Origin of the sequence: Goodfellowiella coeruleoviolacea (genome assembly GCF_024171785.1) — a bacterium.
Classification (GTDB): domain Bacteria; phylum Actinomycetota; class Actinomycetes; order Mycobacteriales; family Pseudonocardiaceae; genus Goodfellowiella; species Goodfellowiella coeruleoviolacea.
This window is the reverse complement of record NZ_JAMTCK010000003.1, coordinates 249525-273098: the sequence shown is the minus strand read 5'-3', so window position 1 is coordinate 273098 and position 23574 is coordinate 249525. Positions and strand designations below refer to the sequence as shown.

Below are 23574 nucleotides of genomic sequence, written 5' to 3'. Positions count from 1 at the left end.
TACGGGCGCACGGAAAGTGCCGGTTGACCCCCCGGACCCGCACGAGTGACCCCCGAGCGTGCGGTCAAACACACTATGCGCGAGGATTCAGCAATCATGACTGCTTGGTTCGTCATCGCGGTACCGCTCGTGATCATGCTCTTCGCACTCTTCATGGAGCGCGTCGAAGCACGTCTCCGGCACGTGGCGGTGCGGGAGGACGAGGTCGAACAGTTCCTCGAACAGGCCCGCCCGGACGAGGTCAGGGCGCTGTACGGGCACGGCATCGGCCGCGCGTTGGAGCTGTTCCGGCTGCGCAGGCTTGGTGGCCGGGCCACGAGGACCCGTCCGCGTCGCCCCCGCGGTGACCGGTCACCCTCCCAGTTCGGTTAACGTAGACCGACTCATGGACAGGCCCACGGAGGACCTTCTGCGTGGGCCTGTTCCGCTGCGCGTGGACAGTGTCGACTTCGGGAGCACTTCGGGAGCACTCGGCGAGCCGAGAGGCGATCCACGAGCCACGACATAGACTGCACAGAGTGATCGGCGGCACGGCGCGGTGGTTGCCACCAGGGTGACTGGGCGCCTCGGACTGCCGCCGCGTCTCGACAGGAGGGACGAGGTGGACGAGACCCTGGCCCGCGCGGGCATTTTCCAGGGCGTAGAACCGACGGCGGCTGAGGCGTTGGCCCAGACGTTGGAGCCGGTCGAGTTCCCGCGCGGTCACGTGATCTTCGCGGAGGGTGAGCCGGGCGACCGGCTCTACATCATCCAGTCGGGCAAGGTGAAGATCGGCCGGAAGTCGCCGGACGGTCGGGAGAACCTGCTCAACATCGCGGGACCGGCCGACATGTTCGGCGAGCTGTCGATCTTCGACCCGGGTCCGCGCACGTCCACGGCGACCACGGTGACCGAGGTGCGCGCGGTGAGCATGGACCGCCCGGCGCTGCGGCAGTGGATCAGCACCCGGCCGGAGATCGCCGAGCAGCTGCTCCGCGTGCTGGCCAGGAGGCTGCGCCGGACCAACAGCATGGTCGCCGACCTGATCTTCACGGACGTGCCCGGCCGGGTGGCCAAGGCGCTGCTGCAGCTGGCGCAGCGGTTCGGCAGCCAGGAGGCCGGCCTGCTGCGGGTCACCCACGACCTCACCCAGGAGGAGATCGCCCAGTTCGTGGGCGCGTCCCGGGAGACCGTGAACAAGGCGCTGGCCGACTTCGCGCACCGCGGCTGGCTGCGCCTGGAGGGCAAGAGCGTGCTGATCCTCGACCCGGAGCGACTGGCCCGCCGGGCCCGCTGAGCCGGGCCACCACCCCAGGTCACCACCTGGGTCACCGTCCTGGGTGGACGGTGACCGAAACGGGGTGCGTCAGCGCCGGGGACCACCCTGGCGCCGGTCGGCCCCGTGTCCGTGGGCGCGCTGCCGCCCGAATCCACCCGCGCGGTGTCCGTCCCCGCGGTGTCCGCTGGGCGGGCGCGGCGGCCGGCGGTCCGCTGTGGACCCGGTCCGCTGTGGACTCCGGGCCGCTGTGGACTGCGGGCCGGGTGGTGCGGCCGTGCCCGGCCGAAGGGCTGTGGCTGGACGCACAGCCGTGCCCGGGCACCCGCGGGAACACGGGAACACCCAGAACGGACAACAGGAGAGGACCGAGCGCGCCGCCCCCGACGCGGCGCACCGGTCCTCTCCCGCGCGTGGCCCATCCCCCGACGAACCACGCTTTTCGCGCCTCCGGTTGTCAGGCCCCGACCCTTACCACCGGAGGATGGTCTGCTGTTGATTGTCCCCGTCGGTCTGGTCCCCGGCAAAGACCGCTGACCAGAACTTCGGCTGTGCTGACAAGCCGCCGAGCGGGTTGTCCCGTCAACCATCGCACGTGCCCACCAGCCGCGCTCAAGTCCTTTCACCCTCAAGGACTCCCCGGCGAGGGTGGTCGTTGCCGTGGTTCACCCGTTTTCCCACACAGGTTATCAAGTCGTTATCAACCGCTCGGACTCGATCACCCGGTGTGAACGCCGGTCGCCACCCTGGCCGAACATCGACTGGTACGGTCGTACCACACCTGAGGCATACTGGTACCCATGTCCCAGTCCGCCAGCCTCGCCGACTACCGCGCTGCCCTGACCCACCCGGCCGCGCGAGGCCCCGTGGTGGCCTCGCTGTTGGCCCGCATCCCGATCGCCATGATCGGGCTCTCCCTGCTGCTCTACGTGCAGCGGTCAACCGGGTCGTTCGCCTCAGCCGGCCTGGTGTCGGCCGGCGCGCTGATCGGCGTGGCCACCGGTTCGGTGGTGCAGGGCCGGCTGGTGGACCGGTTGGGCCCGACCAGGCCGCTGCTGGTCACGGTGGCCCTGTTCAGCCTGTTCGTGACGGCCGGGATCGCCGCGGTGGAACTGGACGCCCCGATCGCGGTGCTCGCGGTGCTCGCCTTCCTCATCGGCATCAGCGAGCCCATGGTCGGCTCGGCCTCACGGGCGCTGTGGGCCCGGCTGCTGCCGCCCGGCCCGCGCCGGCTGGCCGGCTACTCCTACGAGGCCATCAGCATGGAGGTCTTCTTCATCCTCGGGCCGGGCATCGCCGGGCTGCTGACCAGTGCGCCGTGGGGCGGCACCGGTGTGGTGGTCGGCGCGGCGGCCATGGTCGGCGGCACGCTGTGGTTCGCCCTGACCCCCACGGTCCGGTCCTGGCGACCGGACGGGCCGGCCCACCAGACCAACCTGCTCGGGCCGCTGGCCGGCGCCGGCATGCGCACCGTGGCCCTGGCCGCGCTCGGCTTCGGCGTGACGATCGGCTTCGTCGAGGTGGCCGTGCCGGCCGCGGCCACCAAGGCCGGCAGCCCCACCCTGGGCGGCCTGCTGCTCAGCCTGTTCTCGATCAGCTCGGTGATCTTCGGCGTGCTGTACGGGATGCGGCCCTGGCCCCGGCCCATGCACCTGCGGCTGCCCGCGCTGCTCGGCGGCTTCTCCGTGCTGCTGGTGCTGCCGGCACTGCCCAGCACCCTGCTCGGCCTGGCCGGCGCGCTGCTGGTGGTCGGCACCCTGATCACCCCGCAGTCGACAACGCACTCGGCCGCGATCGAGCAGGTCGCCCCGCAGGGCACGGTGGCCGAGGCGTTCGGCTGGGTGGTCACCGCCGTCACCCTGGGCATCGCGGCCGGCCAGTCGATCAGCGGCCAGCTGGTGGAGCACGTCGGCCCGTCCTCGGCGTTCCTCGCCGCCGCCGCGGCCGGACTGGTGCTCGCCGCCCTGGTGTGGCTGTTCCGCCGCAGCGTGCGGGACGCCCGCCCCGACGGCGACGCGCCCACGCCGGCCCGCGACGAGGTCGACCTGGCCGCCCACTAGGGCCGCGACACCACGCCGATCAGCACGGCCCTGGTGCGCCCGCGCAGCACCGGTCCGGACACGCGTTTCCCGCCGGCCGAGGTGCCCGGGCGCGCGACCCGGTTCTGTCAGGGGTCGGGGCTAGCGTGCGGGGCATGGATCTCACCGCCACGACCACGACCCTGGCCGGTGCCGCCGCCGAAGTGGCCCGGCTGCTGCCCAGTCGGGTGTTCGACCCGGTGCTCGCCGGTGTCCTGATCAGCGCCGACGCCCACGGCGTCGTGCTCGCCGGCAGCGACCGGGAGCACGCCGTCCGGCTGGCGCGCACCGCCCTCGTGCACGCGGAGGGGCGTGCCCTGGTGCCGGCCAAGCCGCTGGCCGAGACACTGCGGGCGCTGGACACCGAGCAGGTCCGGCTGGTGGTCGAGGGCAGCCGGCTGGCCATCCGCACCCCGGGTGCCCGGTTCGCGCTGCCGCTGCTGGACGTCGACGTCCACCCGGGCGTGCCGGAGCCGCCACCCCTCACCGGCACGGTCCGGGGTGCGCTGTTGCAGGCGGCCGTGGTCGCCGCGGCCAGTGCCGCGTCCCGCGACGACGCCCTGCCCATCTTCACCGGCCTGCGGATGTGGGTCGAGAACGGCCGGCTGGCCATGATGGCCAGCGACCGCTACCGGATGGCCATGGTCACCCTGCCGTGGCAGCCGGCTCCCGACGGCGCCCCGCTCGACCTGCTCGCGCCGGCCGCGGTGCTGGTGGACGTCGTCAAGCAGGTGGGCAGGGCCGACAGCGTCGCGCTGCACGCCGACGCCGACCGGATCGGCCTGACCTGGGGCAGCGACTCGGTGAGCACAGCGCTGCTGGCCGCGCCGTTCCCGGACGAGCGGGCCCGCAAGCTGCTGGCGGCCACCGTGTCCGGCACGGTGGAGGTCGACGCCGACGCGCTGGCCGCCGCGGTGCGGCGGGCGTCCCCCTACGCCGGGCCGCACGGCACGGTCACCCTGGTGCCGGCCGACGGTGAACTGCGCGTGCAGGGCAGCGACCCGCAGGCCGGCGAGTCCGAGGAGGCGGTCAAGGCCGTGGTGTCCGGCCACCACGGCACCAAGGTCTACCAGGCGCGCTACCTCGCCGACGCGCTGCGCGCGTTCACCGGCCGAACAGTCCGCATGCGGCTGCAGGACGGCCTGCGCCCGACCGTGTTCACCGCCGAGCCGGACGAGACGGAGGTGGAGCTGACCTACCTGGTCGTGCCCATGCGCCCGCCGGCCCACTAGCGCTACCCGTGTTCGCGCAGGTAGGTCAGTTGCGCCTGGACCGACCACTCGGCCGCCGGCCAGGCCGCCGGGTCCACGTCGGCGTACACCAGCTCGACCACCTGACGGGCCGTTGGCTGGCCGCCGAGCTGGTCCACGGCCGCGCGCACCTGGGCCAGCCGCTGCTCGCGGTGCGCCAGGTAGCCCCGGGCCGCCTCGGCCGCGTCCGCCAGCTCCGGCCCGTGCCCGGGCAGGGCCGGGGTACCCGGTGGCAGCGCGGCCAGCCGACGCAACGAGGCCAGGTACGCGGCCAGGTCGCCGTCGGGTGCGCCGATCACCGTCGTGCCCCGGCCGAGCACGGTGTCCCCGGTGAGCACCAGGCCGACCTGCCCGGCACGGTCGGACGCACCACCGTCGCGGTTCACGCCGCGGTCGCCGTGCCGGTCACCGCCGTCGGGGTCCGCGCCGCGATCGGCACCGCGGTCGCCGTCGGCCTCGTCTCCGGTGTCCACCAGGAAGCACAGCGAGTCGGCGGTGTGGCCGGGCGTGCCGAGCACCCGGATGGTCAGGCCCGCCGCAGTCAGCACCTCCCCGTCGACCAGCGCGGTTCCGCCACCCACCAGCAGTTCCGGGTTGGCCGCGCGGACCGGCGCGTCAACCAGCTCGGCGAAGCGGCGGGCGCCCTCGGTGTGGTCGGCGTGCCAGTGGGTGAGCAGCACGACGGCGACCGGTCCGCACTCGGCCAGCCGGCGCAGGTGTGCCTCGTCGTCGGGCCCCGGGTCGACCACCACGCACTCGGCGGCGCCGGGTGCGCGCAGCACCCAGCTGTTGGTGCCCTCCAGGGTCATCACCGAGGGGTTCTCAGCCAGCAGCACCGAGGCCGTCGGGGTCACCGGCCGCAGCACGCCGTAGGCCGGGTGCGCCAACGCGGCGCTGTCGGCGGACACACCAGTCATGCTCCGCACTCCTCCCATCACCCGGGCGCGCCCTGGTCGGCGTCGGCGTCGTAGCCGGGGTCGCCGGGGAGCACGACGCGCAGGGCGCCGGCGGTGCGCACCACCTTCGGCTCGATCCTGGCAACACTTCTCGGTGTGGCCAACGCATTGGCGACGGAATCACACTCGGCCAGTTCGGTCAGGGTGACCCAGGTGGGTGGCAGCAGCTTGCGGTGCCCGGCCCGCCAGTCGGCCAACGCGTCCGCCGGCCGCTGCCACTGGGCGTCCTCGGCCTCGGTGGTCATGCCGTCGGCGTGCTGCCCCTCGGGCAGGCAGGCCAGGAAGAACCGGGTGTCGTAGCGGCGGGGCTCCGCTGCCGGCGTCACCCAGTTCGCCCAGGGACGCAGCAGGTCCGCGCGGAGCACCAGGCCGGCCTCGGCCAGGAACTGGGCCAGCGACAACTCCCTGCTGACCAGCCGCTGGCGGGCTTCGGCGTACGCGCTGGCGTCGCCGACCACGGTGGTCGGGCTCGGGCCGGCGAGCAGCACCCCGGACTCCTCGAAGGTCTCCCGCACCGCCGCACACACCAGTGCCCTGGCCAGCGGCGGCGCGCAGTGGAACGCCCGGCCCCACCAGGCCGGCTCCGGCCCGGCCCAGGCCACCGACGTGTCGGCGTCCCTGGCGTCCACGCCACCGCCGGGAAACACGGTCATGCCGGCGGCGAAGGCCATGCCGGCGACCCGGCGCAGCAGGAACACCTCCAGACCGGCGATCCCGTCGCGGACCAGCACCACCGTTGCCGCGTCCCGGGGAGTGGCCGGGACGGCCGGCGACAGCTCCGGGACCGACCCCTCGGGCAGGGTGAGTTCCTCTGGCAGTTCGGGCATCCCACGAGGGTAGGCCGCGCTGCCCCGGGCCGGCCCCGTCGTGATCCACCCGTGCCGGTCGCGGGTCCGGCAGGATGGGCGAATGGACGATGTGCTGCGCGTCGGACTTGTCGGAGCCGGTCCGTGGGCACGGGACGTGCACGCGCCCGGGATCGCCGACCACCCCGGAACGCGACTGGCCGCGGTCTGGGCCAGGCGCGCCGAGGCGGCCAGGGCGGTGGCCGAGCCGTACGGTGCCGAGGTGTCGTCCACACCAGACGATCTACTGTCCACAGTAGACGTTGTGGCGTTCGCCGTGCCCCCCTCGGTGCAGGCGGAGGTGGCCGAACGGGCCGCACTGGCGGGCAAGCACCTGATCCTGGAGAAGCCGCTGGCGTCCACAGTGGACGAGGCGGAGCGGGTGGCCGGGGCGGTGGCCACGAGCGGCGTTGCCGCGCTGATGATGCTGACCCGGCGGTACGCCCCGGAGACGAGGGAACTGCTCACCGAGTTGCACCGGCTGGGCGGCTGGCGGGGCGGCAGCGCGGTGTGGCTGGCGGACGCGCTGCTCGCGGAGCGCAACGCCAACTCGCGGTGGCGGCACGAGCAGGGGGCGCTGGCCGATGTCGGGCCGCACGTGCTGGACCTGATGGACGCGGCGCTCGGCGAGATCACCGAGGTGCTCGCCGCGCACCGGTCCGAGGACGGCCTGTGGCAGGTGCTGCTGGCCCACCGCGGCGGCGCGACCAGCACGGTCACCATGTCGCTGTCCCTGCCCGTGCGGCCGACCGTCAACGAGCTGACCGTGTTCGGCGCGCACGGGTACCGCGCGCTGGGTGCGCGGACCAGCACGGCCGCGGACTGCTTCGCCGCGCTGCTCGACGACCTGGTGGCCATGGTGCACAGCGGCACTGTCACCCATGAGTGTGATGTTCGGCGAGGGCTGCACCTGCAACGCGTGCTCGCCGCTATCCGCGCTGAGCTGGACAAACACCACTGAACCAGCCCAGATGGGCGCTGTCCGCCGAGCACCCATCACCCGATCGAGCAGAAGTTGTCCACAACCCCCCGAGTTGTCCACAGGCCAGCCCGCTGCCCTGTCCCCACCCCACCACCGCCGATAGGCTGGTGCCGGGGTCGCCCCCCTGGGAGGGCGGGGGCTGCGCGCGCGGCCTGACGACCACACCCCGGCGCCGGCACGCGGGGCCGCTGCCGCAGGGGGTTGGGGCGCCGCAGTGGCAGCGGTTGGCGGCCGTCGCTGTGGCCCACCGGACGGTGCCCGGCCGGCCGGAACGGCTCCCGAAACCCGGCAGGGTCAGCATCCCGGCTGGGCCAGTACCCCGACTGGGCCAGTACCCCGACTGGGCCGGTACCCCGACTGGGCGCTATCCCCGCATCGGGCCAACATCCGGCTGAACCAACACCCCGTCGGGCCGCCACCTTGGCCTGCGCCCCGACCCTGGCCGGGCCGGCAACACGGCCAGGCCGGCAACACGGCCGGAGTTGGTCAGCCGGCCGAGGAGTAGGGGTTGCCGCCCCGGTTCTGGTTCGGTGGTGGTGGGGCGTTGCCGGTCTCCGGTGCGGGTCCGCTGCTCCCCCACGCGCCGGGCACGCCGCGCTGGCCGTAGCCGTTCGGCTGGTTGCGGTTCACCTGCCACCCGCCGGTGCTCTCCGACGCCGACTTCTTCTCCCGCTGGGCCAGTTCCTCGTGCAGTTGGCGGAGCAGGTCCCGCTCCCGGTCGTTGAGCTTGGCGTCCACTGACGCGGGCAGCTGCATGGACGACGGGGCCGGCACCTCCTCGGCACCGCCGCGCCGGACTCCCGCTGGTGGCGGTGCGGCCGGATCGGCCAGGGCGGCGCGGAGTTCGGCCAGCTCGGCCGGGCTCATCTCGGCGGTCACCGATTCGCTGGCGCTGGGCTGGTAGACCGGCGGCGGCAGCACCGGCAGGGCGTCACCGCCGCTGGGCGCCTGGTACACCGGGGGCGGCAGCACCGGCATGGGCTGCACCGTGGTCGGCCCGGGCTGGCCGGTGCGGGGCGCCTGCGGTGCCGCCAGGTCAGCGCCCTGGCCCGGACGCGAGTAGGTGTGCTCCACACCCCGGGAGTCCACCAGCGAGTGCTGCTCCACCAGGGCGTGTGCCTCGCGGCCGGACTGCTGCTGGCTGGTGTGCGCGTGGGTCTCCCGCACCGCCTGCTGGGCCACGGCCGGCGCCTCGGTGATTCCCGGCTGCTCGACCAGTTGGTGTTCGACCAACTGGTGTTCGCCCTGCTGGTAGTCGCCCTGTTGGTAGTCCTCGGACTGGTAGTCCGACTGCTGGTAGTCCGACTGCTGGTAGTCGTTCTGCTGGTAGTCGGACGTGTAGTCGGTCTGCTGGTACTGGGTGGCCTCGTCACTGGCCGGGGCCGGCGGCTCCGCCCTGATCTCGGCGCGCGGATCGGTCCGGGTGCCGGCCCGTGCGCCGGTCCGGTGCTCCGCCCGGGAGTCCTGACCCACCTCGGCGACCGGCTCCACCCTGGTCTCCACCCGGTTCTCCGCCCGGGGGTCACCCCTGGACGCGCTGCCGCGCGAGTCAGCCGGGCTCTCCCGCTTGGCCGACCGCCGCCCCACCGACCGCACGTGGCTGGCCGGCACCGGGCGGCCACCCGACTCGCCGTACCTGCCGCCACCGCCGTCGTCGGCGAACCCGGTGCCACCGGAGTAGCCGCCGGAGTGCAACGGCACCGGCACGGCCTCGGCCAGCGCGGCGGCGTGGTACTCACCCAGTTGCAGGCCGGTGCGCAACACCTCCACGGCCGCGTGGATGTTGGCCTTGCGCAGCACTTCCTCGATCCGGTACGCGGTGGCCGGGGCGTGGCCGGCCGCCCCGATGTCCACCAGCACCACCCGCTGCGGCAGCGGCCCCGGTGTGCGGCCGGCCGGGGTGGTGCGCCACACGCACTGCACCGAGCGGATGTCCGGCAGTGCGTCGACCACCCGGCCGAGCGCGTCGGCCAGCCCCTGTTCGGGTTCGGCTTCCACGGTGAACCGGTGCCGCGGCTCGGGCACCGTGTCGACCACCCGCAGCAGCCCGGCCAGGGCGCGCTCGGAGCGCACCTCGTCGAGCAGCCAGTCGACCTCGTCCCGCTCGTCCTCGCTGACCTCGACGTTGCCAGCGACCAGGCAGCCGACCATCAACTCGACCGCGCGATCGCACTCGGCGACCGCGATCAGCTCGCGGATCTGCGACAACGCGTCGTCGTCGAGTCTGCCGGCGAAACCGAGCAGGAGATCGTGTAATCGAACGGGCAGTCCGGCCCCGTCGCCTACGTCGGACACGTCATCTCCTTCCGGCCTGACCGGGTGGCCATGGCGGGTATCAGCCGGGGACCGGGTGGCCCTCGGTGTTGGCGGCACCGACACAGACCAGCTCGGAGGCTGCCAGTGCCGCGCGGTGGTAGGGCGGCAGCTCGATGCCGGGTGGGATCACCTCGGCACAGGGCTCGTGCTCACCGAGCGCGCGCAGCATGCCCTGGAGTTCACCGGTCAGCCGGGCGATCCCGGAGTAGGCGTTGACCAGCACGACGCGTCTGGCCGACGCGTCTCGGGTGCGGCCGAACCGCCAGCACACGCGCACCTCGCCCACCTCCGGCCGGCCGCGCAGCGCCGCGCCGAGCACCACCGACGCGGAGTCGCCCATCGACACCCGGTCGGGCGACTCCGAGGAAAAGGTGTAGTCGGTGTCCGGCAGTTCGTCCACCCCTACGACGGAACTCACCAGTCCCTGGTCAGCGCCGTGCGGGAGCAGGGCGTGCTCCAGCAGCGCGTGCTCCCGCTCGGTCAGCGCGACCCGGTCGTGCAGCAGCGCCCTGGGCAGCACCCGGGCGAGCATCACGAACGACCCCACCGACAGCCAGTCGCGGAACCGCCACAGCTGCACGTCGCTGAGGCGTCCGGCGAGTCGGAACAGCAGCTCGTGGCAGGCGGCCTCGGTCTCTTCCATGTCCACCCAGCAGACCGATCAGTTGACTTCCACGATCAACTCGACCTCGACCGGGGCGCCCAGCGGGAGTTCGCTCACCCCGACCGCCGAGCGCGCGTGCACGCCGGCATCGCCGAACACCTCGCCGAACAGCTCGGACGCGCCGTTGACCACGGCCGGCTGGCCGGTGAAGCCCTCGGCCGAGGCGACGAAACCCACCGCCTTGACCACGCGCACCACCGAGTCGATGCCGACCAGCGCGTGCACCGCGGCCAGCGCGTTGAGCCCGGAGATCCGGGCGTACCGCTTGGCGTCCTCGGGACTGACCTCGGCGCCGACCTTGCCGGTGGCGGCGAGTGTCCCGGCCACGAACGGCAGCTGCCCCGAGACGTACACGTGCGACCCGCTGCGCACGGCCGGCACGTACGCCGCCAGGGGTGCGGCCACCTCAGGCAGTTCGATGCCCAGTTCGGCCAGCCGCTCGGTCCAGGTTGTCATGGATCACTGCCCCTTTGGTCGCTTGAGGTAGGCCACCAGCTGTTCGCCGGTGGGGCCGGGCAGCACCGTGACCAGCTCCCAGCCGTCCTCGCCCCACTGGTCGAGGATCTGCTTGGTCGCGTGGATCAGCAGCGGGACGGTCGCGTACTCCCACTTCGTCATGTTCAAGAAGCGTAGTAGGCACGAGTCCGTTCAGGGGACAACCCCGCCAAACAGTTTCGCCCGCACGGTGTGGTCGACCTCCTCACCCGGCGGCACCGGTGAATGGCGGGGCGATCGGGCTGACCGATCAGCTCGACGCGGCTACCGTGATCTCGTGGAGACTTGGCGGATCGTGGCCACCAGCCTGTTCGTCGTGGGCGGGCTGGTGATGGTCCTGGTCGCCATGGCCCAGGCGCGCGACCGCAAGGGCAGCCGGCACGCCGACGTGGTGCGCACCGGGCTGATCGGCCTCGGTGTGATCGCGGTGCTGGCGCTGCTGCAGGCGACGGTGTTCCCGTCCACCCTGGCCTGGGCGTTGGTGGCGGCGCTGGCCATCGCCGTGCTCACGCTGACCGTGGTCGACTAGAGCGCCGGTGCCGCCGGCGTCAGCGGGTGCGCTCCTTCGGGACGACGCAGCCCGCCGAAGATGATCGCCAGGTAGCGCCGCCACAGGTCGGGTGGCGGGTCCTTCACGAAGCTGACGACGTGGTTCGGCGTGCACATCAGGAGCACGGCGTCGTTGCCAGTGACGTCGGCCTGGACCGCGACGTCGGCCCGGACCGCACCGGCCGCACGTGCGTGGTCGACCAGCAGGCACACCGTGCGGTACAGCCGCTCGCGGAGCGCGACCACCTCCGGGCTCGCGTCGTCGGCGTTCAACAGGAACGACACGTCACGCTGCTCCCGCTGCCCGCCGGCCACGGCGCGGAACTCCAGCGGCGCCGCGGCGGGGTCCTCGGCTGTGAGCAGTCGTTGCCCGACCTCGTCGGGCGCGCCGACGTGGGTGCGCACGATCGCGGCGATCAGGTCGTCCTTGGTGGCGAAGTGGCGGAACACGGTGCCCTCGCCGACTCCGGCCCGGCGGGCGATGTCGGCGACCGAGGCATCGAGGCCCCGCTCGGCGAACTCGGCCTCGGCCGCGGCCAGCAGCAGTTCGCGGTCGCGGGCGGCGTCGGCACGCGAGGTCCGGGCGGGCTCATGCGGCGAACCCAGCAAGTTGACCAAGCGGTCCGTTTCTGGGTACCGTCGCGGCAGTTAACCTGACCCATCGGTCCGCTTACTGGAGGAACCCGGTGAAAGCCCTTGTCGCGACCGCGTACGGCGAGCCCGAGCAGCTCTCGATCGCCGACCTGGATCTGCCCCGCCCCGGCCCGGGCCAGATCCAGGTGAAGATCGCCGCGTCCGCGATCAACCCCACCGACATCAGGGTGGTCGCGGGCGACTACCGCGAGGCCGTCGAGCTGGAGTTCCCCTACGTCCCCGGCAACGAGTTCGCCGGGACCGTCACCGAAGTCGGGGCCGGGGTGACGGCCTACCGAGTGGGCGACGAGGTCTTCGGGCAGGCACTGCCCCGGCAGCTGCGCCTCCTGCCCGCCCGCCGCCCGTCGGCGAGCACGGGCGCACTGGCCGAGTACGCGGTTTTCGAAGCCGACACCCCGCTGCTGGCGCACCGCCCGGCCACCGTCCCCGTCGAGCAGGCCGCCGCGCTGCCGATCGCCGGCATGACCGCGCTGGGAGTGATGACCCTCGCCGCGATCCGGCCCGGGGAAACCGCCCTCGTCATCGGTGCCAGCGGCGGGGTGGGCACCGCACTGCTCCCGCTCCTGGCCGCCGCCGGGGCCCGGATCGTCGCGACCGGGGCCGCCACCGACCACGCGGTCCTGCGGGAACTCGGAGCCGACGAGGTCATCGGGTACGACGCGGCGAACTACCCCTCTGGGGTCGACGCCGTCTTCGACCTGGCGCTGCCGCACGACCGCCTGTCCGCGGCGGCGGCCGCACTGCGGCCCGGCGGACGGCTGGTGACGATCATCTACCCCGAACCGCCGAAGGAACTGCTCGGCCGGGACGACGTCGACCTGCACTACTTCCTGGACGCGGACGGCGAACTCGGCGGGATGCGCGAGGTCGCCGAGGCGGCGGAACGCGGCGCGCTGTCGGTCCGGATCGCCCGCCGCTTCCGGTTCGAGGACGCCGTGCGGGCCACCGTCGCCTACGCCCGCGAGCACAACCTGGGGAAGGTCGTCGTGACGATGTGAATCGGGTGGCCGCCTTGCCGGGACGCAACACTTCGCATTCTGGTCGCGCGTCGCGACGGAGCGACGCCCGTTGGGAACGGTTCCGGATGCGTTCCCCTTGCGGTACTTGGTCACCGTCGCGGTCGCGGCCCTGCTCGCCCTCGTCGGTGGAAGTGGCGTCGCCGGGACCGACGGGTGCGCGCCGGGGGCATCGACCCGCACGACCTCGCCTACCTGTGCGTCCGGGTCGGCGAGTCGTTCGTCCACCGACGCGATCACCGGTGAGCCGCCGGATCCCGACCGCGCCGACCGGGCGCTGCGCTATCTGCTCCGCTCGGTCGCTGGACCGGTCGTGGTCCCGGCCCGAGGTGGAAGTGTGGCGAACTGGCACGACCACGCGGCGGCCCGGGGCTGACTGCGCTTAGTCTGATCCGGTGACGACCCGTGCCACCGGCTGGACCCAGGAACTCGCCAGGGCGCGTCTGCACGTGGTCACCGGCAAGGGTGGCACCGGCAAGACCACGGTGGCCGCCGCCCTGGCCCTGGCCCTGGCCACCGGTGGCCGCCGGGTGCTGCTGGTCGAGGTGGAGGGCAGGCAGGGCATCGCCCAGCTGTTCGACCTCGCCCCGCTGCCCTACGCCGAGGAGCACATCGCGTCCGCGCCCGGCGGCGGGGAGGTGCGCGCGCTGGCCATCGACCCGGAGGCCGCGCTGCTGGAGTACCTGTCGATGTTCTACAACCTGGGCTTCGCCGGGCGGACGCTGCGCCGGATGGGGGCGATCGAGTTCGCCACCACGCTCGCGCCCGGCCTGCGGGACGTGCTGCTCACCGGGAAGATCAAGGAGTGCGTGCGGCGCACCGGCACCCAGGACCGGCACGGCCGCTACGCCTACGACGCGGTGGTGGTCGACGCGCCGCCGACCGGTCGGGTGGTCCGGTTCCTCGACGTGACCAGGGCCATGGCCGACCTGGCCAAGATGGGGCCGATCAAGGACCAGAGCGAGGGCGTGGTCCGGCTGCTGCACTCCGGCGACACCGCCGTGCACCTGGTGGCCCTGCTGGAGGAGATGCCGGTGCGGGAGACCCTGGACGCGGTGGCCGAACTGGACGGCGCCGACCTGCGGCCCGGCGCGGTGGTGGTGAACCGGGTGCGGCCGGCGCGGCTGCCCGAGCCGGTGCTCCGGCAGGCCGCCACCGGCGCGGTGGACACCGCACGGCTCCGGGCCGACCTGCTGGCCAGCGGACTCGACCTGGCCGGCGACGCGCTGGACGGGTTGGTGGACGAGACCGTGGAGCACGCCGTGCGGGTGCGGGCCGAGCAGCGCGCCCGCGACCAGCTCGACGAGGCCGACCTGCCCGCGCTGGAACTGCCCGAACGCACCGACGGGGTGGACGTGGGCGTGCTCTACGAACTCGCCGCGCGACTGCGGGACCAGGGGGTGCGGTGAACGCGAGCCGGCCGGTGCGCCTGGACATCGACCAGCTGATCGACAACCCGGCGACCAGGGTGCTGGTGTGCTGTGGTTCCGGTGGGGTCGGCAAGACCACCACGGCGGCGGCGCTGGCCGTGCGCGCGGCCGAGCGGGGCCGGCGCACCGTGGTGCTCACCATCGACCCGGCCCGCCGGCTGGCCCAGTCGCTGGGCCTGCGGCAGTTGGACAACCAGCCGCGGCTGGTGCGGCCGGACGGGTTCACGCCGCGCGGTGAACTCCACGCGATGATGCTGGACATGCGCCGCACCTTCGACGACATGGTGCTGGCGCACGCCGGGCGGGAACGGGCCGAGCAGATCCTGGCCAACCCCTTCTACCAGACCATCTCCACGTCCTTCTCGGGCACGCAGGAGTACATGGCCATGGAGAAGCTGGGCCAGCTGGCGGCCACCGGCGAGTGGGACCTGATCGTGGTGGACACCCCGCCGAGCCGGTCCGCGCTGGACTTCCTGGACGCGCCGCAGCGGCTGTCCACCGTGCTGGACGGCCGGCTGATCCGGTTGCTGTCCGCGCCGGCCAGGGCCGGCGGCCGGGGCCTGCGCAAGGTGGTCGGCGCCGGGTTCGGCCTGTTCGCCAGGACCGTGTCCACCGTGGTGGGCGGACAGCTGATCGCCGACGCGTCCGCGTTCGTGCAGGCGTTCGACAGCATGTTCGGCGGTTTCCGCGAGCGGGCGCAGCAGACCTACGACCTGCTGCGCTCAGCGGGCACCGCGTTCCTGGTGATCGCCACGCCGGAGCCGGACGCCATGCGGGAGGCCGGCTACTTCGTGGACCGGCTGGTGACCGAGCGCATGCCGCTGACCGGCCTGGTCGCCAACCGGACCCACCCGGTGCTGGCGGCGGTGCCCTCGGCCGCGGCGGTGACCGCGGCCGAGGCGCTGTGCCGCGACGACCCGGACTCGCTGGCCGCCGCGGTGCTCCGGCTGCACGCCGACCGGGTGGCCGTTGCCGAGCGCGAGAAGCGCCTGATCGCCCGGTTCACCCGGGCGCACCCGACCGTGCCGCTGGTCGGGGTGCCGGCGCTGCCCGCGGACGTGCACGACCTCGCCGGGCTGCACGAGATCGGTCTGCGTCTCGCCGGGGTGTGACCGGCCGCCACCACCGGGCGGTGGTGGGCTGGCCGGTGTTGGTTCGCCCGGGTGTCAGCTCACCCGGACGTCCGCGATGCTCTCGTGGTCGCGCTTGGCCGCCTCCAGCAGCTCCCGCCAGGACATCACGCCTGGCCGGCGCCGCAGCAGGGCCCGCCGTTCCCGTTCGGTCATGCCGCCCCACACGCCGAACTCGATGCGGTTGTCCAGCGCTTCGGCGAGGCACTCGGTGCGCACCGGGCACCCCAGGCACACCAGCTTCGCCTTGCGCTGCTCCGCACCCCTGACGAAGAGCTGGTCAGGCTCTTCGTCCCGGCAGGAAGCGCTGATTCGCCAATCCCCCTGATCCATATCCCCCACAGCTCCTAAGAGTTGTCCGAGACTTTCCAATCCGCCACACCCCACGTGGCGGATGCCGTAGGCTGCCCACTGAGTGGTCCCGCCGGATGGCCGCTTGTCCTTGGACGTGGACGGACTGTAGAGCCATTTGGTTCCCCCTCCAACAGTGGGTTGTCTACCTGTTACCTGTCTTGAGTACTGTTACTCGTATTGAGTAACCATCCCGTTGATCACGTTCAGACCGTGACGGCGCGCGTACCCTTAGCAACGTGCGCGTCCGCAACGACCTGCTGAAACTGCTCGGTCTGTGCCTGCTGGCCGGCGTGCTGGTGGCCGGCCTGCTGTTCCCGGCCGTCGGGGCCTTCGGGGTGGTGTCCAACCAGGCCAGCGACACCGTCGACAGCGTCTCGGCCGATCTGGTCACCACTGATCTGCCGCTGGTCACCACGGTGACCGACAAGGACGGCGCGCCCATCGCCTACGTCTACGACCAGTACCGGGTGCTCACCCCGCCGGACAAGATCGCCCCGGCCATGAAGGCCGCGCTGATCTCGGTGGAGGACCGCCGCTTCTACGAGCACCACGGGGTCGACTGGCCGGGCACGCTGCGCGCGCTGGTCACCAACCAGGTGAACGGCTCGGTCTCGCAGGGCGCGTCCACGCTGACCCAGCAGTACGTGAAGAACTACCTGGTGCACGTGGTGGCCAGGAACAACAAGGTGGAGCAGCAGCGCGCCCAGGAACAGACCATCGCGCGCAAGCTGCGCGAGGCGCGCATCGCCATGCAGCTGGAGAGCAAGCTCAGCAAGGAGGACATCCTCGCCCGGTACCTGAACACGGTGCCGTTCGGCTCCACCATCTACGGCATCGCCGCCGCGTCCCAGGCGTACTTCAACACCACGCCCGACCAGCTGACCGTGCCGCAGGCGGCGATGCTCGCCGGCATGGTGAACAGCCCGTCCGCGCTGGACCCGGAGCGCTACCCGGAGAAGGCGCTGGACCGGCGCAACCGGGTGATCGACAAGATGGTGGAGAACCAGCGATTGTCCCCGGAGGCCGGCGAGGCCGCGAAGAAGGAGCCGCTCGGCCTGGCCGACCCGGTGCGCACCCCGCCCAACGGTTGTGTCGGCGCCGGTCCGGAGAACGGGTTCTTCTGCTCGTACGTGCTCAACTACCTGCAGAAGGTCGGGTTCAGCGCGGAGCAGTTGGAGACCGGCGGCTACACCATCCGCACCACGCTCGACCGCACCGCCACCGAGCAGGCCAAGCAGGCCGCCGAGGCGCAGGTGCCCAAGAGCACCAACGGCATCGCCAACACCATCGCGATCGTCACCCCGGGCAGCGACCGGCACAACGTGGTGGCGCTGGCCGCCAACCGGGACTACGGGCTCAAGCCCGAGGAGGGCCAGACCACCTACGACCTGCCCAGCGGCGTGGAGAACAAGTTCGGCGCCGGGTCGGTGTACAAGATCTTCACCGCGGCCAGTGCCCTGGAGAAGGGCATGGGCATCGAGAACGTGATCCAGACGCCCGCCTCCTACACCTCGAAGGTGTTCAAGAACAACGGCGCGCCCTACTCGCTGACCAACAACACGCCCAACTACCCGGCGTCGATGACCCTGCAGCAGGCGTTGGCCACCTCGCCGAACACCGGGTTCGTGATCCTGGAGGAGCGGGTCGGCATGGACTCGGTGGTGGACATGGCCAGCCGGCTGGGGCTGCGCGAGACCATGGCGTCCAATGTGGCCGGTGAGACGCCCAACCCCAAGGCCGAGGACCGGGACCGGCGCACCAGCCAGAGCGAGTTCTTCAAGCCCAAGCGGGGCAACGCCGGCAACGGCACGTTCACCCTGGGGCCGACCGCGGTGAGCACGCTGGAGCTGGCCAACGTGGCGGCGACGCTGATGAGCGGCGGCCGGTGGTGCCCGCCCACGCCGGTCCTGCAGATCACCGACCGGCAGGGCCAGCCGGTGAAGATCAACGAGCCGCCGTGCGAGCAGGTGGTGCCCAAGGAGCTGGCCGACACCCTGGTCATCGGGTTGAGCAAGGACGACCAGGGTAGCGGCACCTCGGCGGCGGCGGCCAAGAAGTACGAGTGGAAGCGGCCGATGATGGGCAAGACCGGCACCACCCAGGACGCCAAGTCCGCCGCGTTCGTCGGTGCCACCCCGCAGTTCGCCGGGGCGGTGCAGACCTTCAACGACGGCACCGCGCCCCGGCCGATCTGCGACTCGGACCCGCCCAAGCTGTGCGCCAAGGGCGACATCTACGGCGGCAAGGTGCCGGCGCGCACCTGGTTCGACGCGATGACCAAGATCCACGGCAGCCTGCCGGTCGCGACACTGCCGTCGCCCACCGAGCGCTACGTCAAGGGCGGCTCGGAGATCCGCATCCCGAACGTGATCGGCAAGCCGGTCGACGCCGCCAGGCAGGACCTGGAAAAGGCCGGCTACCAGGTGGCCACCCGCAACCAGAACTCGGAGAAGGCCAAGGGGATCGTGGTCAGCCAGAGCCCCCGGGGCAGCGCGCTGCCCGGCGAGACCATCACCCTGTACGTGAGCACCGGCTACGTCCCGCCACCGCAGTCCGACCCGGAGGGCGGCCACGTCAGCGGCAGCCCGAGCACGCCGCCGACGAGCACGCCGAACCCGTCGAAACCGACCACCCCGTCCCGGTCCCCGGCACCGATCAACCCGAGCCCGCCCAACCGCCCCGGCGGCTGATCGGGCGACCAACGCGGAAACCCACCCCCGGCGGACCGCGCCGCTGGCACGATCACCACCGTGGAGCAGCCTGAGCCACCGGGGACGCCGACGGACGCGCCAGCGGACTGGAGCGAGCCGGAACGCCTGCTGTGGGCCGTCTACCGCCGTGGCGGCTGGCTCGACCTGCGGGAGAAGCACGACGACCCCGCCCAGGGGCACGAGTGGGACGAGTCGCGCATCATCCGCGACGTCGTCATCGAGCGATTACTGCTGCACGGCCCCGAGGCCCACCCCGGTCACACCGCCCGCCTCCGCCTGGCCGGCGCCCGCATCACCGGCGAGGTCGACCTGAGCGACTGCCGAGTGGACACGTCGATCATCCTCGCCGGCTGCTCGTTCGAGCAGCCGCTGAACCTGACCGACAGCGAACTGCACAGCGCCATCCTCGCCTACTCCCACCTACCTGGGCTGAATGCCGACCATGCCCACCTCGCCCGCAGCCTGAACATGAGGCAGGCCACCTGCACCGGAGAGATTCGCCTGCGTGGCGCTCACATCAGCGGCGATCTCGACCTTACTGGAGCCACCCTCATCAACCCGCACGGCGACCGCACCGCCCTGGCCCTGGACCGAGCCACCATCAACGGCGACCTGTTCGCCGACAAAGGCTTCACCGCCACCGGCCAAGTCCGCCTGCCCAGCGCTCACATCGGCGGCGATCTCGTCCTGGTCGGTGCCACCCTCACCCATCCCGACGGTGTTGCCCTGACCCTGGTCGATGCCCAGATCGCCCGGTTGATCCTGCGTCCGCACAGGGAGTCGCGGGGCCTGATCAACCTGCGGGACGCGCGGGTGGGTCGGTTCATTGACGACCCGCGCCAGTGGCCGGAGGGTTGTCGGGTCGATCTGGACGGGTTCAGCTACGACAGGCTTTCGCGGCTGTCCGGAGACTCCGATCCGGTGTGCTCGGTTGAGGAGCGGCTGGCGTGGATGCGTGCCTACAGCACCACCACCCAGCGGCCGAGCACCACCAGCAAAGGACGTGGGGAGTTCTCGCCGACGCCCTACGAGCAGCTCGCCGCGGCGCTGCGGCGGGACGGGCAGGAGCGGCAGGCCCGGACGGTCGCCCGGCACCGGGAGCACCTCCACCACCGCGCGTTGGGGCGGTTGGGCACGCTGTGGGGAATCGTCCAACTCGCCACGGTCGGCTACGGGTACGCCCCGGCGCGGGCGCTGTTCTGGGTCCTCGGGGTCCTGGGCGCGGGCAGCGCCTACTTCTGGCTCGCCGGGCCGCTGAACCCGATCAAGGCTGACGAGCACCCCACCTGGAACCCGTTCCTGTACGCCCTCGACCTGCTCGTGCCCGTGCTCGACCTGGGGCACGAGAAGGCCTGGGACCCGGTGGGGGCGGACCTGGTCGTCACGATGACGCTCACGGTCGCCGGTTGGGTTCTGGTCACCGCGTTCGCGGCCGGGGCCGCCCGGACGTTGAAACGGCAGTGACCAGCCAACCGCGTGGACTGAGTGGGCTGATCAGCCAGCGAGGGCTCAGCCGGCCAGGGCGACCTTGACCGCGGCGGCCACGCGGGCGCCCTCGGCGCGGCCGGCGACCTTGGCGTTGGCGGCCTTCATGACCTGGCCCATCTGGCGCTGGCCGGGGCGCTCGCCGAGCTGCTCGGTGACCTCGGCCACGGCCTGCTCGACCAGTTCGGCCAGTTCGGCGTCGTCCAGCTGCTTGGGCAGGTAGTTCTCCAGCACCGCCGCCTCGGCGAGTTCCTGCTCGGCCTGCTCGGCGCGGCCGGCGCCGGCGAACGCCTCCGCGGCCTCCTTGCGCTTCTTCACCTCGCGCACCAGCACCCGCAGCACCTCGTCGTCGGACAGCTCGCGGGCGGTCTTGCCGGCGACCTCCTCGTTGGTCACCGCGGCCAGCGCCATCCGCAGGGTGGCGACGGTCGTGGTGTCCCGGTTCTTCATCGCGGCGGTCAGGTCAGCCTTCAACCGCGCTTTCAGCTCAGCCATGAGGCCAGAAGGTACCCACCCGTCCGGGTGGGGGCACCGTGGATTATCTCGATCGAGCGATCCGCCGTAGGCTCTCCAGGCGTGAACACGCTTGGTCGGACTCTGCTCGCCACCACCGCGCTCGGCACGGCCACGGTCGCCTACGCGGCCGGCATCGAACGGACCCACTGGACTTTGCGCCAGGCAACCCTGCCCGTGTTGGCCGAGAACGCCCGGCCGATCCGCGTGTTGCACATCTCCGACCTGCACATGCTGCCCAACCAGAAGTCCAAGCAGCGCTGGGTGGCCGAACTGGACAGCCTCGACCCGGACCTGGTGGTCAACACCGGCGACAACCTGGCGCACAAGCAGGCCGTGCCCGCGGTGCTGCGCGCGCTGGGTCCGCTGCTCAACCGGCCGGGCGTGTTCGTGTTCGGCAGCAACGACTACTTCGCGCCCAAGCCCAAGAACCCGGTCCGCTACCTGCTGCCGTCGGCCAAGACCAAGCGCATCCACGGGGTGCCGCTGCCGTGGCGGGACCTGCGCGCGGCCATGATCGAGCGGGGCTGGCTGGACCTGACGCACGTGCGGCGCAGCATCAAGGTCGCCGGTCAGACCGTGTTCGCCGCCGGGCTGGACGACCCGCACCTGCGTCGGGACCGCTACGACGACATCGCCGGCGCGCCCGACCAGGCCGCCGCGCTGCGGCTGGGCGTGACCCACTCGCCCGAGCCGCGGGTGCTGGACCCGTTCGCCGCGGACGGCTACGACCTGGTGCTGGCCGGGCACACGCACGGCGGCCAGTTGCGGATTCCCGGTTACGGCGCACTGGTGACCAACTGCCAGCTGGACCGGTCCCGGGCCCGGGGCGTGTCCCGGTGGGGCGAGCGGATGTGGCTGAACGTCTCCGCCGGGCTGGGCACCTCGCCGTACGCGCCGGTGCGGTTCGCCTGCCCGCCCGAGGCCAGCCTGCTCACCCTGGTCCCCCGCTCGGGTTCCGACGCAGGTCAGCAGGGGTCTGGCCAGCGACAGGGGGCCCGATTCGGAGCTGGAACGAACATCCGCTAGACTAAACACCGTCAAACGGGGTGTGGCGCAGCTTGGGAGCGCGCTTCGTTCGGGTCGAAGAGGTCGTGGGTTCAAATCCCGCCACCCCGACGTGACACCGAGGCCGGTTGGTGGTTCGCAAGCCACCAACCGGCCTCGTGCTTTTCCCGGGTGTTTCGGTTGCCGGGGTGCGGCCCGGTTCGACAGCGCGATTCCGCGGTGATGTCGATCACAGGCCCGCCCTCGGCTCATTCGTACGCGTGGTGCCAGCGGTCCAGTTCGGCCTCGTGCCGGTAGCGCTGCCCGCGCTCCCAGCGCAGGTCCCGCTCCAGCTGCTCGATCTGGCGCAGGTAGTGGGCGCGCAGCGCGTCGCGCTCGTCGCGCTGCCGCCTGAGGTGGTGCCACAGCAGCACGCAGCCGGCGTGGGCACCCAGCAGCACGGCCAGCACGAGCACGAACATGGCGTTCACGACTCACTCCTCGGGTGGTGGACCCCGACCGGTGGTCCAGCAGGTTGTTCCGGAAACCCCGGCGGTGGTGCCGGTGGGAGGTCGACGGTAGGCGGAAACGGATGGCGGGTCCGCCGTTGACCGGCACAGTCGCCAAAAAGTCCGCGGTGGCGGCCGGCTTCTCGACCGGGAGTGCGGGATTCACCGGAAAGCCGCGGCACCGGTCGGCGTCGCCGCGGTGGAAGTGGTTCGAGAACGTGGCCAGAAGTTGGTGAGAAACTGGTTCTTTTTCGGTGTTCGCGCAGTTGGCGGCGGTGCCGGCGCAGGGGGTGGGAAATAGTCCGGCCGAAGTGGTAAAACCTGCGGAACAATCCGCAGTGGTCAGTCGCGGTTCGGTCCGCGCGGACCCGCACCGGGGGGTGATGTCGGGGTGCACGCACGGGAGGAGTTCCTGGGTCGGGCCAGGAAACGGCTGGCCAGCCTGCACAAGGGACTGGGGGTTCGCCGCCACAACCTGCTCACCCAGCTCGGGCCGGAGCTGGCCCGGTTGTGGGGCGTCAGCGACGCCGACGACCTGGAGAGCGCCCGCGCCAAGGTCGTCTGCCAGTTGGAGCGGGTGTTCGGCAGGCAGTTGGACGACACGCTCGCGCGGGTGGCGCGGGTCTTCTACAACACCTCGACCGATCCGCGGACCAGGGACCTCAACCTCGGCGGCCGGCTGGCCGTGCTGCACGACCAGTTGGGCCGCAAGTACTCGCCCACCAACGTGAACCGGCTGATGCGGACGGTGGTGGCGCAGCTGGAGGTGAGCCTGGCGCGCAATCCCCCGGCGGTCCCGGTCGACAAGCTGCGCGAGGCGATCCGCCAGGAGCGGGCCTGCCTGGCCCGCACGGTCACGTCGCCCGGTACCGACGGCCTGCGCCGGGCCATCCGCGACCTGCGGTCCCCGCGCGTGCTGGCCGAGCACGTGGTGCGGCGGTTCCTGGCCGCGCGGCTGCACGTGCCGTGCTGGCCGGGTTGGCGGCTGGCCGTGGCGCACACCGCCGGCCTGGGGTCCTGGGCGTGCGCGTTCACCACCGGGGAGCGGCTGCTGCGCTACCAGCGGGACGCGGGCGCGCCGTGGGCGGACGAGCACCTGGTGCTCAGCGGCGCCGAGCTGGTGCGCACGGTGATCCCGCGCGACGCCGGGGTCGGGGTGCTGGTCGACCCCTCGGCGGAGCGCTCCGCCGAGCTGACCGAAACCCTGTCCCTGCCGCCCGAACTGGTCAGCCGGCTCGCGGTCGGCGACTGACCGGCGGGCGGTGGAAAAACTTCATCCGATGTTGTTCCGCCACCGGTGCCCGTTGTCCTGTGGTGCCGGTGTTCGAGCACCGCTGTCGGCCGTTCGTGGCGATTTCGCGTCGGTGCGGTCCAGATCGGGAAAACCCCACTCGT

23 protein-coding genes and 1 tRNA gene are annotated in these 23574 nt (G+C 72.3%); 14 read left to right on the top strand and 10 right to left on the bottom strand.

What is annotated here, in order from left to right; genetic code table 11:
- Positions 1-96: 96 nt before the first annotated feature.
- From LX83_RS07325 to dnaN, 4 genes are all read left to right on the top strand, one after another.
- Entirely contained in the window at positions 97-372 is a 276-nt protein-coding gene (locus LX83_RS07325) for a hypothetical protein (protein WP_253768435.1), read from the top strand.
- 229 nt (positions 373-601) lie between these two features.
- Positions 602-1276, top strand: a complete 675-nt coding sequence (locus tag LX83_RS07320; RefSeq protein ID WP_253768433.1) for a Crp/Fnr family transcriptional regulator — start codon at positions 602-604, stop codon at positions 1274-1276.
- A 779-nt stretch (positions 1277-2055) separates the two neighbouring features.
- The gene (locus LX83_RS07315; RefSeq protein WP_253768431.1) at positions 2056-3315 is read left to right on the top strand and encodes an MFS transporter; all 1260 of its coding nucleotides are present in this window, start codon (positions 2056-2058) and stop codon (positions 3313-3315) included.
- Between the two features lie 134 nt (positions 3316-3449).
- Positions 3450-4565 carry a DNA polymerase III subunit beta gene (gene dnaN, locus LX83_RS07310; protein ID WP_253768429.1) on the top strand — a complete coding sequence of 372 codons (1116 nt, stop codon included), beginning with the start codon at positions 3450-3452 and terminating at the stop codon, positions 4563-4565.
- A gap of 2 nt (positions 4566-4567) precedes the next feature.
- Here dnaN and LX83_RS07305 read toward each other — a convergent pair whose 3' ends face one another.
- Positions 4568-5500: an MBL fold metallo-hydrolase gene (locus LX83_RS07305; RefSeq protein WP_407649500.1), complete on the bottom strand. Its 933-nt coding sequence runs from the start codon at positions 5498-5500 to the stop codon at positions 4568-4570.
- A 17-nt stretch (positions 5501-5517) separates the two neighbouring features.
- Positions 5518-6366: an NUDIX hydrolase gene (locus tag LX83_RS07300; protein WP_253768427.1), complete on the bottom strand. Its 849-nt coding sequence runs from the start codon at positions 6364-6366 to the stop codon at positions 5518-5520.
- Between the two features lie 82 nt (positions 6367-6448).
- On the opposite strand from LX83_RS07300, the gene LX83_RS07295 reads away from it, so the two are divergent.
- Positions 6449-7345, top strand: coding sequence for a Gfo/Idh/MocA family protein (locus LX83_RS07295; RefSeq protein WP_253768424.1), 897 nt, complete (start codon positions 6449-6451; stop codon positions 7343-7345).
- Between the two features lie 507 nt (positions 7346-7852).
- Here LX83_RS07295 and LX83_RS07290 read toward each other — a convergent pair.
- Genes LX83_RS07290 through LX83_RS07275 form a run of 4 tightly spaced genes read right to left on the bottom strand, consistent with a single transcriptional unit; the run spans position 7853 to position 10970 of the window.
- Positions 7853-9661 (bottom strand): hypothetical protein, encoded by a 1809-nt coding sequence (locus LX83_RS07290; RefSeq protein WP_253768421.1) that lies wholly within the window; start codon positions 9659-9661, stop codon positions 7853-7855.
- A gap of 40 nt (positions 9662-9701) precedes the next feature.
- On the bottom strand, positions 9702-10325 hold the full coding sequence (locus LX83_RS07285; RefSeq protein ID WP_253768419.1) for a hypothetical protein: 624 nt from the start codon (positions 10323-10325) through the stop codon (positions 9702-9704).
- An 18-nt stretch (positions 10326-10343) separates the two neighbouring features.
- Positions 10344-10802 carry a RidA family protein gene (locus LX83_RS07280; RefSeq protein ID WP_253768417.1) on the bottom strand — a complete coding sequence of 153 codons (459 nt, stop codon included), beginning with the start codon at positions 10800-10802 and terminating at the stop codon, positions 10344-10346.
- Positions 10803-10805: 3 nt separating this feature from the next.
- Entirely contained in the window at positions 10806-10970 is a 165-nt protein-coding gene (locus LX83_RS07275) for a DUF4177 domain-containing protein (RefSeq protein WP_253768415.1), read from the bottom strand.
- 148 nt (positions 10971-11118) lie between these two features.
- On the opposite strand from LX83_RS07275, the gene LX83_RS07270 reads away from it, so the two are divergent.
- The gene (locus tag LX83_RS07270) at positions 11119-11370 is read left to right on the top strand and encodes a hypothetical protein (protein ID WP_253768413.1); all 252 of its coding nucleotides are present in this window, start codon (positions 11119-11121) and stop codon (positions 11368-11370) included.
- On the opposite strand, the gene LX83_RS07265 is transcribed toward LX83_RS07270, so the two are convergent.
- The gene (locus tag LX83_RS07265) at positions 11367-12008 is read right to left on the bottom strand and encodes a TetR/AcrR family transcriptional regulator (protein ID WP_253768411.1); all 642 of its coding nucleotides are present in this window, start codon (positions 12006-12008) and stop codon (positions 11367-11369) included. The genes LX83_RS07270 and LX83_RS07265 overlap by 4 nt on opposite strands.
- Before the next feature lie 68 nt (positions 12009-12076).
- On the opposite strand from LX83_RS07265, the gene LX83_RS07260 reads away from it, so the two are divergent.
- The 3 genes from LX83_RS07260 (at position 12077) to LX83_RS07250 (ending at position 15602) form a co-directional block, all read left to right on the top strand.
- Entirely contained in the window at positions 12077-13042 is a 966-nt protein-coding gene (locus LX83_RS07260) for an NADP-dependent oxidoreductase (protein WP_253768410.1), read from the top strand.
- A gap of 413 nt (positions 13043-13455) precedes the next feature.
- Positions 13456-14469, top strand: a complete 1014-nt coding sequence (locus LX83_RS07255; protein ID WP_308203928.1) for an ArsA-related P-loop ATPase — start codon at positions 13456-13458, stop codon at positions 14467-14469.
- Positions 14466-15602, top strand: coding sequence for an ArsA family ATPase (locus tag LX83_RS07250; RefSeq protein ID WP_253768408.1), 1137 nt, complete (start codon positions 14466-14468; stop codon positions 15600-15602). Before LX83_RS07255 ends, LX83_RS07250 begins: the two co-directional genes overlap by 4 nt.
- A 54-nt stretch (positions 15603-15656) precedes the next feature.
- Here LX83_RS07250 and LX83_RS07245 read toward each other — a convergent pair whose 3' ends face one another.
- On the bottom strand, positions 15657-15953 hold the full coding sequence (locus LX83_RS07245; RefSeq protein WP_253768405.1) for a WhiB family transcriptional regulator: 297 nt from the start codon (positions 15951-15953) through the stop codon (positions 15657-15659).
- A 257-nt stretch (positions 15954-16210) separates the two neighbouring features.
- Here LX83_RS07245 and LX83_RS07240 point away from each other — a divergent pair, with 257 nt between their 5' ends.
- Positions 16211-18664: a penicillin-binding protein gene (locus LX83_RS07240; RefSeq protein WP_253768402.1), complete on the top strand. Its 2454-nt coding sequence runs from the start codon at positions 16211-16213 to the stop codon at positions 18662-18664.
- Positions 18665-18724: 60 nt separating this feature from the next.
- Entirely contained in the window at positions 18725-20149 is a 1425-nt protein-coding gene (locus LX83_RS07235) for a hypothetical protein (RefSeq protein ID WP_253768400.1), read from the top strand.
- A gap of 45 nt (positions 20150-20194) precedes the next feature.
- On the opposite strand, the gene LX83_RS07230 is transcribed toward LX83_RS07235, so the two are convergent.
- Positions 20195-20665 carry a GatB/YqeY domain-containing protein gene (locus tag LX83_RS07230; RefSeq protein ID WP_253768399.1) on the bottom strand — a complete coding sequence of 157 codons (471 nt, stop codon included), beginning with the start codon at positions 20663-20665 and terminating at the stop codon, positions 20195-20197.
- Between the two features lie 81 nt (positions 20666-20746).
- Between LX83_RS07230 and LX83_RS07225 the strand changes: the two genes are divergently transcribed.
- Positions 20747-21712 carry a metallophosphoesterase gene (locus LX83_RS07225; RefSeq protein WP_253768396.1) on the top strand — a complete coding sequence of 322 codons (966 nt, stop codon included), beginning with the start codon at positions 20747-20749 and terminating at the stop codon, positions 21710-21712.
- A 16-nt stretch (positions 21713-21728) separates the two neighbouring features.
- Positions 21729-21802 (top strand) — tRNA-Pro (locus tag LX83_RS07220).
- A 137-nt stretch (positions 21803-21939) separates the two neighbouring features.
- On the opposite strand, the gene LX83_RS07215 is transcribed toward LX83_RS07220, so the two are convergent.
- Positions 21940-22161: a hypothetical protein gene (locus LX83_RS07215; protein ID WP_253768394.1), complete on the bottom strand. Its 222-nt coding sequence runs from the start codon at positions 22159-22161 to the stop codon at positions 21940-21942.
- Positions 22162-22570: 409 nt separating this feature from the next.
- On the opposite strand from LX83_RS07215, the gene LX83_RS07210 reads away from it, so the two are divergent.
- Positions 22571-23431, top strand: coding sequence for a hypothetical protein (locus tag LX83_RS07210; RefSeq protein WP_253768392.1), 861 nt, complete (start codon positions 22571-22573; stop codon positions 23429-23431).
- Positions 23432-23574: the final 143 nt, after the last annotated feature.